This window comes from Paucilactobacillus nenjiangensis, assembly GCF_005405445.1.
GTDB lineage: Bacteria > Bacillota > Bacilli > Lactobacillales > Lactobacillaceae > Paucilactobacillus > Paucilactobacillus nenjiangensis.
On record NZ_BJEB01000072.1, the window covers coordinates 1 to 10,374 of the forward strand.

A 10,374-nucleotide genomic window follows, 5' to 3' on the forward strand; every position below is an offset into this window, starting at 1 on the left:
GCTCCCTTTCGATTTTTTATGTTGGCTTCGACACCTTCATTCTAAATCTGATGGGGGCATTTTTGTATAACCCATTTACTCTCCACCCGCATAGCAGGTGGTTTTTTGTTTCGCACACTTGACGTGCTCAACCAGGTCTAAAGACGCAAAAACACAAAAAATCTGACTATTTCTAGTCAGATTTTTATGATTTTATTTCAACGGTCAGCATAACGCTGACAATATTTTTCGTGTAAGAAATTACCCAACTTTACGAACAGAAACGCGTTTACCCATCTAACTTGATCACCTAACTCAAATAATTAAGCACACATAACCCCGTGCACTTTAATTATTCATCGTTAGTTGCTCACAAGCTGACCAGCTGGGTTCACGCTCTTCTTTTTTGTCATGCTTTTCACAGCAACTTCGTCACTTAGCTCAAACAACACATTGATTTAAGATCTAATCATTGCGTTGTTTATTGCTAATGCTTCGAAGCTACCCACTGTGAAAAGCACTTCTTTATACCATTGCTCTAATCGCTTCACAAATTCGTTTCGTAACAACAGGGTTGTCCATGGTATATAAATGAATACCATCAATACCTTCAGCCAATAAATCAACAATTTGATCAACAGCATAGGCAATCCCATTTTCATCAACTATTCTATTGGTGAATTACAGGATTAACAATAATCAAAAAAAGCCACCATGTTCGAAATCGAACACTGTGACAATATTTGTACGGTTTATTTGTAAATAGTTGTAAAAATAGATTCCATCAATTTGGATGGAGCATCTGTCTCCTCATCGCTAGCTAATGTCCACTCAATATAAGAAATAATCAATGACGAGCTAATTTTACTCAAAAATGTCAAGGGAACTTCTTGCTTGATTCGACTTTTGCTAACCTCAACCCATAGTGTATCTAAGCTCTGTTCCCACCTAGCATGTAAATCTAGGCCTTCTTCATGAACTTTCAAAAGCGTATTGATCTCGGATTGATGCTTTTTTAAAAGCATTTGTAATCTCAGAAACTGATAACACATTCAATTGAGCAGTTAAAATTGCATCTGCCCTTTGCTTAGCTAGTTGATTAAAAAGGGCGGAATATTCATCCAATAATTTTTCGAGTAAATCATACTTATCCTGATAATGAGAATAAAATGTCGATCTTGAAACCAGCGCTACCTCACAAATTTTACCAATGGTAATTTTTCTGAATCCATCACTTTCTAATAGTTGAAAGAAAGCTTGTCGAATATCACGTAAAGTTTTGTAGATTCTGACATCTTTCATAGTCTTCTCCTAGGCAGAATATTTCTGTGCAAATGGTTCCACAATTTCGTCGATTAAAGTTCGATTTTGGATGGCTCCACTCCAATTGGCTGGAATCTGAATTGACTCTGTTGCACTCGCAACAATTGCGCCGACAATCGAGGCAATTGTATCCGTGTCTTCGCCTAAATTAACCGCCGCAACAACAGCATCTTGGAAGTCAGAATGATTCAGCGCCACCCAGATAGCTGCTTCTAAGGTGTCGACCACGTAGCCGGTACTATTAATTTCATCGGCGGGTAAGTCTTTAAAACCACCGTCAAAAATTCGTTCATAGTAAACAAATTCATTTAAATACAGTTGATCCAAGCTAGAAGTTGTTAATTCGCTTTGAACGTTCATTAAGGCACTTGGTAAATCTGCACCTAACAGTAATTCACGAAGCATTTCGACATAAATTAAGCTCCCCACGATGGCTCGCGGATGGCGATGCGTTAACGATGTGTATTCAGTGATGATGTTTAGCCGTGTGTTCAAATCTTCTTGTCCGACTAACTCAATTGCTAACGGTGCTAACCGCATAATCGCACCATTACCATTAGCATTTTCGTCTTCGACCCCGCAATCTAATGGTGCCATGTGATGGCGCTCGTAGTTTTGAACTGCTTGATTGGTGGTATTGCCAACATCAAAAGTTTCTCCATTTGGTGTGAGCTTACCATCGTAGACGTAGCCGGCAAAACGTTGCATTAAATCATCATAAGATCCTTGTGCAACGAGGTTTTGTGCTAACGCGAGCGTCATGGAGCTGTCATCAGACCATGAGCCAGCTGGTTGGTCCCAGGTACCATTACCAGTCATTTCATCAACAAAGTACGTGTCGCGTTGACTAAATTCAACTGGCACACCCAGCGCATCCCCCACGATTACGGCGTATAAAATATTTTTAATTTGTTCTTGTGTCATAATTTTCACCCCATTATCCCCGGCAATAATTATAGTACAAGTTTTATCCATAATGGAAGCGAAATCACCCTAGATTGAGAGATATTTTGTGCCGATTGCTTCGGTGAAGGTGGTGTCATGGTCAACCACAATCATTGTCGGCTGAGATTCAGTAATTAACGTCTCGATTTCTTGGCGAGTAATCACATCCAAGTAGTTTAACGGTTCATCCCACAGGTAGACATTGGCCGGTTCACATAACGACCGTGCGATGGCGAGTTTACGCTGCTGTCCCATACTCATTTGCGATAGATCAACCTGAAAAGTTTGCCGTTCGAAACCTAATTTACGTAGCATGTTAAGTAAATCAGAGAGTTCCAAGTGATACTGGTCCGCATATTCCTGCAAGCTACCGGAGAGATTATCAAAGGTTTGACTGACATATGAAATTTTAACTTGATGTGCCCAATGCACAGTCCCGCCGGAAATTAAGAACGTCTCACCTTGTAACGCATGTAGAATCGTGGATTTACCACTACCGTTTAAGCCTTGTAATACCAAGCGTTCACCTGGTTTCAGTTCAAAATTCAGGGCACTGTTAAGTAACTGACGCTCCCCACGGATAACTTGCAAATCTTGCACTGTCACGAACGTTTTGCTCAATGGGTGGTAGTTAAGGGTCAGTACTTGCGGCGTTTCAACATTTTTTAACAATTGTTGCTTTTGTTCAATTCCCGCTTCCGTGCGTTTGAGCGTATTTTGGGCTTTTTTCATCACTTTACTGGCCTTGTGACTAATAAAGCCTTTATCCAGATTAACTTGTTGGTTTTGATGGGCGCTTTTATTTTTCCCTTTTTCGGCTTGTGTTGCCCATGATTTGGTTTGTTCGGCGGATTAATTGAGGGTTTTAACTTCACGTTCAATTTTTGACTTCAGTTGTGCTTCACTCTGATTTTTTTGATCAAAGGCCGCTTGCCACGTGTCGTAATTGCCGGCAAATAATTGGAGTTGGGTCCGGTCAATCGAAATTATATGATCAATAATTGCATTTAAAAATGCCCGGTCGTGGCTAATCACGATAAACCCAGTTTTTTGCTTCAAATAATTAGCGACTACTTCGCGGCCCGCCGCATCCAAATGATTCGTTGGTTCATCAATCAAGCCAAATTGAGCTGGTTGACTAAAGGATGCGGCTAATAGTGCTTTCGTTTGTTCTCCCGGACTTAATTGATTGAACGGTTGACTCAAAATTGCATCCGATAAGCCGAGTTGATCCATTTCAATTTGAATTTTCCATAACTCAGAGACATCCGTCTGGGTAATTGCTAGTAAGACTTGTTCGGTCGTTTCATTTGGATTACTAACTTCCGCCGGAAAATAATTAAAGGTTAAATTAGTTTCGATTGAACCATGATAGTCTAATTGACCTCTCAGAATGTTTAGTAGTGTCGTTTTACCACGACCATTGCGCCCGATTAATCCGAGTTTCCAAGATTCATCAATCGCTAAATTAACGTCGGCAAATAATTCGTTGGTCATGCCATCATATCGAAACGACATATTTTGTATTTTAAGTGTGCCCATTTATTTCACCTCATTGGTTCAATAAGTGGTTTATTCTATTAATGTTTCGTGATGCTTATGAACATGTGTCATAATTTTTATTTATCGATTTAAGAAAAAGATGTAATTGCAATAGAATAAACCCTACTCATTGAGTACAGTTGTTTGTTCTGAATTTGCCGATTACATTTTCAACTTAAATCACTTCCTTTACTTTAGACTTTGGGTATATCGAAGATTATACCGTAACACAACCGTGCACTCGTAATTCACCGCATTCTATAGTATACTGTCAACAGGTTGCCAAACCTCACCAGGTTGAAATACACCTGGTCGCGTGTTTATCACGCCACACTCTAATACTGAGTGTTTAATAACGATCACCCTCGACTAAATATGGTGGTCGTTTTTTTGTGCATTTTTTTTGCAGCATTCTTTCAAGAATGTTGCTTTTTTATTTCAAAAATATCGTTTTTATTGCAAATTCAAAATTTATTTTCAATTTTTTTATAATGTCTAGACCAGCTTGCGAAGTACTGCACAAGTATTCATCAGAGCACTTTCTTTTTGTAAGTATCATGATAATATTATGATTATTATCACTTTTGGAACATAAATTTATATTTTCTTCACACTTTTTTATTATTCTGACCATAGCACAAACGTTATGTTTGAAAGGGAGGAAAAATCATGAAAATTCAAGGTGAACAGAAACGAACCAACTACAAGATGTACAAGGATGGCAAGAAATGGATCTTTGCATGCGCCCTCGTTGGGGGCTTAATGATCGTTGGCACCACCATTGCACAAGCTGATTCCACAACTGATCCGACAATTTCCACGACGACTTCCGTCACTACAGAAACCAATGCACCACAGCCCGGTGACGTCATCACTGAATATATCCCAGCCAGTGATGTTAATCCAGCCGCCACTAATGAAACAGTTGTCGACTATTATCAGGGACAAAATAACAATTATTCTCAAAATACCGATGGCACTTATACTCCATTAACAGATACCGAACAAGCTGCCGTAAATGCAGCGAGTAATGCTGGTGCGACTAGTACCACATATAGCACCGATTTAAATGCGATTTCCAGCGCGGTGGATGCGCAAGCACCATCCATTATCGACGATGGTAAAAACTATAAAGTCGAAACGACTGACGACGCCAGTGCCTTGCCTGCTGGCTTAGACCCTAATCATGTTTATTCTGAAACCATTCGCCATTATTTAGAAACCAGCGCTGCCACTGAGAATGACACCATTCACACGATTGCCTTCAATGGTACTCATTTTCAACGCGTGATTGAAGTCAATGGCACTTATTCATTTGTAAACCTGACGACCGCGGAATTGACTGACCTGCAAACTGCACTCGGTAAAGATGTGGTATCAACAGTATCATACAATGGTACTGCAGCAGACTTGCAAGCCGCTTATGATCAACAATCCAGTTACGTAGGTGCTAGCTTTATCTTAATCACCACCGATAACGTCACTAACATCCCTACAACCAACTACATTGATGTTTCTACAGAGGCCTCAACCGAATACGCCAACCCAAATGACGTCGAAAATGAAAGCGGTTACTCATTGGCTAATGTCACCTATGAACTTGGTAGTTATTATACGTATGTACCGGCTAGCGATGGAACAGTAATTAAAACACAAATTCAATTGTCTGACGCTGAAAAAAAGAATTTGCCAAATATGTTGCGCGCGACGATTTAGTTGCTACCGACGATGAAGGCCGAAATACTGAAATATACGAAGCCATTCAGGCTGCTGTCAAAACAAATCAATCTTATATAATCATTGATAATGAAGTTTACCTAATTCAAACAGACACAGACAAGAATAACATTCCAACTGATGCCGTGGTTTATGAAGAAGTCGAACCTTTGGTCAACCCGGCGACCGATATGAAAGCTAACGATAAATTGCAAATTATTGATACCATTAATCCAGGAGTGAAAATCAGCATTAAGGATTATTGGCTAGATGCTGAAAAAAATTACGAAGGGACAGGTACGCAGTTAGGCCAAGACCTCAGTGATTTAGGGGTCAACAAAAATCACACCCTCAAATTCTCTCCAGGTGGTGGCGGTATCAGTGGCGCTGCTAACTACAACAAATATACAGATGGCAACTCCTATGCTCCCGGCATGGTTGAAACTAGCCTCGGCGCTGACGGCTATCCAGTCTTAAAAGTCGGCAATAAAGAATCTCTCAGTTACCTATTTGACAGTACTAGTGATCCAGCTGGCTATGCTTCCATCGCCGATGCTGATCTACTAAAAATGTTTGCCAGTGACGGTCGTGGTGGCTATAGTTTCGATAGTGCGTCTAACTATATTTACTTTAATATGGCTACCGGAAACTTTGAAGTTTATAATTTATCCAATAAAGCCGGTAGCTATGGTGGACAAATCTTCCCATTCAATACCGTTGACGACTTCTTTAAAAATGGAGCAGCAGCAGATTTTTCTGCCACACAAGACATTCCTTTAAAGACGACTGGTAACCGAGTTAACCACTACTTCGGCATCTCGATGGAAACTGATTATGTACAACCAATCGGTGGTATGATAACGGATGCTGAAGGCAATACGACACCCATGGTCTTCAATTTCAGTGGAGACGATGATTTCTGGCTCTATATTGATGGTACCTTAGCGCTTGATTTGGGCGGTATACATGATGCAATGACTGGATCGATTAATTTTGATACTGGTGCTATTATCGCTACCGTGGGTAAGACGACTGAAAAAACTAACATGGCAGACATCTTTGGTGCTGATTGGAAGGAAGCTGGTAAGGAACATAAAATGAATATCTTCTATATGGAACGTGGGAACAACCTATCCAACTTGAAGGTGTCCTTTAACTTGCAAATTCCACAATACTACTATGCCACTCAATCAAAGGTTGCAGTTAAAACTACTCCGGGGGAAGAAAAATACGTTTACGCTGGAAATCAGCGGACTTATGCAACCAACGAAACTACTAATTATTCGTTCGCGACCCGTTCAGATTATGGTGTTCGGCAATCAACTGCCGCCGTTCTTTACATCCATCATCTAACCCCCGATGGCAATAAAGAAATTGTAGAAACCGTCTACTTGGATGACGTGAATACACCCGTTGATTTAACTACCCCGGAAATTCGGGATGAATCAGCGACTAATCCAGGCTACGTCCATGTACAGAGTACCGAGACTAACGATGCAGTTAAAGTTGGTGACATTGCTGATGTCACTGATCGGATTGCCGAATTAGAATCATATGGTTTCCAATTAGACAAATACCAAATTGGTCACGGTCGCTTAATCGATCTCGACAGCAACACCATCCCGGTATAAATCGTGCAACCAATCACTGACGTCTACTTCTACTATGATGTCGAACCAGAACCAGAAAAACCGATTGACCCCGAAAAACCCGTTTAACCAGAGAAACCAGTGGATCCTGAAACACCAGTCGATCCCGAGCAACCTGTCGACCCAGAAGCACCAACTCCAGAAGCTGAAGTCACTCCAACCTCCCCAGTTCCAATGGCAACTACTCCAGCTAAGAGTTCAGTTAAAGAAGCTCCGGTCACGGCAGCATCAGTTCTCCCTCAAACTGATGATTCTAGTTCCCAAACTGGTCTCTGGGGTGCCATTCTACTGGCCATGACTAACCTTTTAGTCCTCTTCAAACTTCGTCGGACAGTCAAAGCAAAAGCAAAGAAAAAATAACTGAACTGATTTAACGTAATTGACGCTTAATTGACGTATTTAATAAGTGAACGAGTCAACAAAATTGCGTTGACTATTCCAAACAGCAACGACACCATCTCCAGGTTCTGGGGATGGTGTTTTTGTCTGCTTTCAAAACCTGTCGAGCATGTCTCACCCTGTTATCAGTGATATACTTCTTATATAACTAATTTCAAGGAGGCCGCACATGAATAAAACAGCAGAACGCATTCGTTTCCGTGATTTACTCGCTTTTTTAATTGGATCTGCCCTCTACGCGTGGTCATTAATTAACGTGAATATCCCCAACAATTTAGCCGAAGGTGGAATCTCGGGTATAACCCTGATACTTCGGGCATTATTCGGACTGAACCCAGCCTACACAACTTTGATTTTAAATATTCCTTTATTAATCGTCGGCTACCGGCTACTGGGCCGACGTTCAATTATCTATACTTTGTTTGGAATTGTCAGTTTGTCAGCTTGGTTATGGATTTGGCAAATTGTTCCAATGAATCCACCACTACATCATGACGCTTTAATAGCTGCCATCATTGCCGGAATTTTAGGTGGTTTAGGGCTAGGACTCATCATGCGCTTTGGTGGCACAACTGGTGGTACCGATGTCGTCGCTCTGGTTTTAGAACGTAAATTAAATATTCCAATGGGCCGCACGATGTTTGTGCTCGATGCTTCCGTTTTACTTTTGTCACTCGTGTACTTAGACATTGTCCACATGATGTATACCTTAATTATGTCGTTCGTCTTTGCTCAAATTTTGAATTTCACCCAAAAAGGTGGTTACTCAGCTCGAGCATTCCTCATTTTTTCTTCCAAATCCGTTGAAATCTCCGATGCAATTATGGAAAAAATGGAACGTGGAACATCACTATTTGATGCCAAGGGTGGTTATACAAAAAATCAACAACAAGTCGTTTACACCGTTGTTGATCCCTCTGAAGTGGCATCAGTCTACGAATTAATCAAAAAGATAGATCCACAAGCATTCATCACCGAAAGTGATACATCTGAGACGCTTGGTGAAGGATTCTCGTTTGCCAAGCCAGATAAAAGTTTGTGGAAGAAAATTATGGGTTAACTCTTGGGGGAGTTTTATTATGAAATATTTAATTTTTATTGTTGAAATCATCGCAATTCTACTAGTTATTTTTCTGAGCCATTTTAATGTCCTGGAAAAAGTAATTGGCATTGTCATTATTATTGCCCTGTCCCAAATCTGTCATTCACTTTTCAAAGCTCGTTAATTGGTCCCACTTAAAAAGTCAGCATCTTCGTCGATGCTGACTTTTCTGTTTAATTTTTAAAATTGTAATTGAATTCGTCCAAATAATCTTCCAAGATAATCTGCGCTTGGTCATCACCGTTGGCGCCACGACGCTCTAACTCCCTGCGGGCCAAATTGTGCAGCATGCCGGCGGACAAACTACCTGAATAACGAATTTCTTGGTATAAATCAAAATTTGATTGTGACTCAGTGTCCATAATTTTCCCTCACAATTTAATTAATGAGTTTTAGAATATTGATCAACTGCGACAAAGGCATCAGCGACATCGCTGGCGGTAACTTCGAAAGGCATTTGATGAATGGTTTCACCAGGAATGGTAGCTTGTTCACCAACTTTTAATAGTTCCTCATAAGCAATCCCATCGATTTTCAAGTCTGCCAGTGTAGTTGGTAAGCCAAATTGCCGGTTAAAGTTTAAGAACTTGTTGTATTCTTCTTCAGGCACGTTATCTAACATCAGTTCACATAAATAACCGTAAGCGACTTTTTCACCATGCATTAAGCTTTCAATGTCGCCGGTTAAGACGGTCATCCCATTATAAATGGCATGTGCAGCTGCTAAACCAGCACTTTCAAAGCCGAGTCCACTTAACAAAGTATTGGATTCAACAATTGTTTCTAAGGCAGGTGTCACAACTTGGCCTTCCGCCGCAGCCACGGCAGCAGAAGCATGAGCAAATAAATTATCCGCACAGGTTTGAGCGATTGCCAAAGAAGCAAGAGTTTGTTTGGCCCCTAACATCGAATCATTGTGACCACGAGCGACATCTTGGGCTTCAATATTAGTAGCCATTGCGTCAGCAATTCCAGCAATCAATGTCCGAACGGGTGCATGGGCAATCACTTCAGTATCTAACAAAACTAAATCTGGATTCTTTGAATAAAAGGCATAGTCTTTAAATTGGCCTTCAGGAGTATACATTACTGATAAAGCAGAACATGGTGCATCGGTTGAGGCCACTGTGGGTAAAATTGCGACTGGTACTTTTAAATGATCAGCAATATTTTTAGCTGTATCAAGAGTCTTCCCGCCACCAAGACCGATAATGAAATCTGATTCATTTTCTTTACCGACAGCAACAACTCTCGCACTTTCTTCATCTGAAGCTTCACCATGGAAAGTAACTTTAGTGACCGTAAATCCTGATTTTTCTAGCGTTGCTTTTAAGTCATTCCCAGCAATTTTCCAAACTACAGAATCAGCCAAAATAATTGGATTTTTTCCGAGTGAGGTTAAATACTGTTTAGGATCTTTAAATACACCCTTACCTTGTACATAATGAGCAGGACTAGCGAATATACGTGCCATGTTAACTACCTCCTAAGTTTGTTTGTGAAACCGTTTACAAATATAGTGTAAAACTTATGCTGGAGTTGGGCAAGTTTGAAACAAACAAAAAAGGCCAAATTACTGGTGGTACTGTGCCCTGTCAAGTTTACACATTAAATAATAAAAATTAGTTGGCCTTGCCAAAACGGTATTCCGCTGCGGTAAGGTCATTTCTCTTCGCTGAGATAAATTTTTCAGTGAAATAGGTAATTCCTTCTCTAACT

11 protein-coding genes and 2 pseudogenes are annotated in these 10,374 nt (G+C 40.5%); 5 read left to right on the plus strand and 8 right to left on the minus strand.

The genetic code is table 11. The annotated features are described in order from the left end of the window. Nucleotides 1-504 precede the first annotated feature (504 nt). The 5 genes and pseudogenes from FFM59_RS08990 to FFM59_RS10350 all read right to left on the minus strand — a co-directional run. A pseudogene (locus tag FFM59_RS08990) lies at nucleotides 505-645 on the minus strand (methylenetetrahydrofolate reductase); the annotation flags it as partial. Between the two features lie 306 nt (nucleotides 646-951). Next, nucleotides 952-1,281, minus strand: coding sequence for a TetR/AcrR family transcriptional regulator (locus tag FFM59_RS08995; protein ID WP_137602706.1), 330 nt, complete (start codon nucleotides 1,279-1,281; stop codon nucleotides 952-954). Between the two features lie 9 nt (nucleotides 1,282-1,290). Next, a complete protein-coding gene (locus FFM59_RS09000) occupies nucleotides 1,291-2,226 on the minus strand; it encodes an ADP-ribosylglycohydrolase family protein (RefSeq protein ID WP_170175977.1) in 936 nt (311 codons plus the stop codon). A 69-nt stretch (nucleotides 2,227-2,295) separates the two neighbouring features. After that, the gene (locus FFM59_RS10345) at nucleotides 2,296-2,979 is read right to left on the minus strand and encodes an ATP-binding cassette domain-containing protein (RefSeq protein WP_307722429.1); all 684 of its coding nucleotides are present in this window, start codon (nucleotides 2,977-2,979) and stop codon (nucleotides 2,296-2,298) included. A 120-nt stretch (nucleotides 2,980-3,099) separates the two neighbouring features. Further along, entirely contained in the window at nucleotides 3,100-3,789 is a 690-nt protein-coding gene (locus tag FFM59_RS10350) for an ATP-binding cassette domain-containing protein (RefSeq protein WP_307722430.1), read from the minus strand. Nucleotides 3,790-4,458: 669 nt separating this feature from the next. On the opposite strand from FFM59_RS10350, the gene FFM59_RS09010 reads away from it, so the two are divergent. From FFM59_RS09010 to FFM59_RS10060, 5 genes are all read left to right on the plus strand, one after another. Next, nucleotides 4,459-5,505 (plus strand): KxYKxGKxW signal peptide domain-containing protein, encoded by a 1,047-nt coding sequence (locus FFM59_RS09010; protein ID WP_137602708.1) that lies wholly within the window; start codon nucleotides 4,459-4,461, stop codon nucleotides 5,503-5,505. Nucleotides 5,506-5,651: 146 nt separating this feature from the next. Then, nucleotides 5,652-7,136: a fibro-slime domain-containing protein gene (locus FFM59_RS09015; protein WP_137602709.1), complete on the plus strand. Its 1,485-nt coding sequence runs from the start codon at nucleotides 5,652-5,654 to the stop codon at nucleotides 7,134-7,136. A 99-nt stretch (nucleotides 7,137-7,235) separates the two neighbouring features. Then, entirely contained in the window at nucleotides 7,236-7,514 is a 279-nt protein-coding gene (locus tag FFM59_RS09020) for an LPXTG cell wall anchor domain-containing protein (RefSeq protein WP_170175976.1), read from the plus strand. A gap of 208 nt (nucleotides 7,515-7,722) precedes the next feature. Further along, nucleotides 7,723-8,613, plus strand: a complete 891-nt coding sequence (locus FFM59_RS09025; RefSeq protein ID WP_137602710.1) for a YitT family protein — start codon at nucleotides 7,723-7,725, stop codon at nucleotides 8,611-8,613. 19 nt (nucleotides 8,614-8,632) lie between these two features. Further along, on the plus strand, nucleotides 8,633-8,779 hold the full coding sequence (locus FFM59_RS10060; RefSeq protein ID WP_170175978.1) for a hypothetical protein: 147 nt from the start codon (nucleotides 8,633-8,635) through the stop codon (nucleotides 8,777-8,779). A gap of 49 nt (nucleotides 8,780-8,828) precedes the next feature. Here the strand turns inward: FFM59_RS10060 and FFM59_RS09030 are convergent, their stop codons facing one another. From FFM59_RS09030 to FFM59_RS10355, 3 genes and pseudogenes are all read right to left on the minus strand, one after another. Further along, nucleotides 8,829-9,017 carry a hypothetical protein gene (locus tag FFM59_RS09030; RefSeq protein WP_137602711.1) on the minus strand — a complete coding sequence of 63 codons (189 nt, stop codon included), beginning with the start codon at nucleotides 9,015-9,017 and terminating at the stop codon, nucleotides 8,829-8,831. A 20-nt stretch (nucleotides 9,018-9,037) separates the two neighbouring features. Next, nucleotides 9,038-10,129: a glycerol dehydrogenase gene (locus FFM59_RS09035; protein ID WP_137602712.1), complete on the minus strand. Its 1,092-nt coding sequence runs from the start codon at nucleotides 10,127-10,129 to the stop codon at nucleotides 9,038-9,040. A 148-nt stretch (nucleotides 10,130-10,277) separates the two neighbouring features. Beyond that, nucleotides 10,278-10,374 (minus strand): annotated as a pseudogene (locus FFM59_RS10355) (IS3 family transposase); the annotation flags it as partial.

Coding starts and splice junctions, on each gene's coding strand:
- FFM59_RS08995 (WP_137602706.1), bottom strand. CDS start 1,281: ATGAAAGATGTCAGAATCTACAAAACTTTACGTGATATTCGACAAGCT.
- FFM59_RS09000 (WP_170175977.1), bottom strand. CDS start 2,226: ATGACACAAGAACAAATTAAAAATATTTTATACGCCGTAATCGTGGGG.
- FFM59_RS10345 (WP_307722429.1), bottom strand. CDS start 2,979: ATGAAAAAAGCCCAAAATACGCTCAAACGCACGGAAGCGGGAATTGAA.
- FFM59_RS10350 (WP_307722430.1), bottom strand. CDS start 3,789: ATGGGCACACTTAAAATACAAAATATGTCGTTTCGATATGATGGCATG.
- FFM59_RS09010 (WP_137602708.1), top strand. CDS start 4,459: ATGAAAATTCAAGGTGAACAGAAACGAACCAACTACAAGATGTACAAG.
- FFM59_RS09025 (WP_137602710.1), top strand. CDS start 7,723: ATGAATAAAACAGCAGAACGCATTCGTTTCCGTGATTTACTCGCTTTT.
- FFM59_RS10060 (WP_170175978.1), top strand. CDS start 8,633: ATGAAATATTTAATTTTTATTGTTGAAATCATCGCAATTCTACTAGTT.
- FFM59_RS09030 (WP_137602711.1), bottom strand. CDS start 9,017: ATGGACACTGAGTCACAATCAAATTTTGATTTATACCAAGAAATTCGT.
- FFM59_RS09035 (WP_137602712.1), bottom strand. CDS start 10,129: ATGGCACGTATATTCGCTAGTCCTGCTCATTATGTACAAGGTAAGGGT.